At 75.4% G+C, this 983-nt stretch carries 1 protein-coding gene; it reads left to right on the top strand.

Annotation, left to right across the window (positions count from 1 at the left end; all coding sequences use genetic code 11):
- A partial coding sequence (locus WDV86_RS15965) for an HAD-IC family P-type ATPase (RefSeq protein WP_339568644.1) occupies positions 1-924 on the top strand: 924 nt, incomplete at its 5' end.
- Positions 925-983 lie beyond the last annotated feature (59 nt).

Here is a 983-nt window from a genome sequence, read left to right as displayed (position 1 = left end):
CGCCCCCAGCTGACCGACATCCAGGTCCACGGCGGTACCGACCCTGCCGAGGTGCTGCGGCTGGCCGCGGCGCTCGAACGGTCCTCCGAGCACCCCCTGGCCCATGCCGTCGTCACCGCGGCCGACGAGCGGTCGAGCCCTGCGGCCTCGACGGTCCCGCAGGTCAGCGACTTCACCGCCCCTGCCGGGCGCGGGGTGTCCGGGGTCGTCGACGGCCACCGCGTGCTGGTCGGCAGCGCCGCGCACCTGCGCGAGCACGACGTCGACCCCTCCCCGTTGGCGGACCACGCCGAGCGGGTCCGGAACGGCGCCGCGACCGCCGTGCTGGTCGCTGTCGACGGCGCCCCAGCCGCGGTGCTGGCGATCGCCGACCCGATCCGCCGGACCACTCCCGAGGCGCTGGCGGCGCTGCGCTCCGAAGGGATCGAGGTGGTGATGCTCACCGGTGACGCCCACGCCACCGCCGCCGCGGTCGCCGGGCAGGTCGGCATCGACCGGTTCGAGGCCGAGGTCACCCCCGAGCGCAAGCACGAGGTCGTCGCCGATCTCCGCGCTCAGGGGAGGGTCGTGGCGATGGTCGGCGACGGCGTCAACGACGCCCCCGCCCTGGCCGCGGCCGACGTGGGCGTGGCGATGGGCACCGGCACCGACGTCGCCCTGGAGAGCGCCGGCGTCACCCTGCTGCAGGCCGACCTGACCGCCCTGGTCCGCGCCCGCCGCCTGTCACGGGCGACCATGCGCAACATCCGCCAGAACCTGGTCTTCGCGTTCATCTACAACGGCGCGGGCATCCCGATCGCCGCGGGCGTGCTGTACCCCGCCACCGGGCTGCTGCTGTCCCCCGTCATCGCCGCGGCCGCGATGGCCCTGTCGTCCTTCAGCGTCATCGCCAACGCCCTGCGGTTGCGCACCACCACCACCTGAGCCGAACCTGCCCCGAACCCACAGCACGGCCACCGACGCCCGCGATGCCCCCCCCCCCC

The sequence above is a fragment of the Pseudokineococcus sp. 1T1Z-3 genome, from assembly GCF_037482365.1.
Classification (GTDB): domain Bacteria; phylum Actinomycetota; class Actinomycetes; order Actinomycetales; family Quadrisphaeraceae; genus Pseudokineococcus.
The sequence above is the reverse complement of the archived record's forward strand: the minus strand, read 5'-3'. Positions and strand labels throughout refer to the sequence as shown.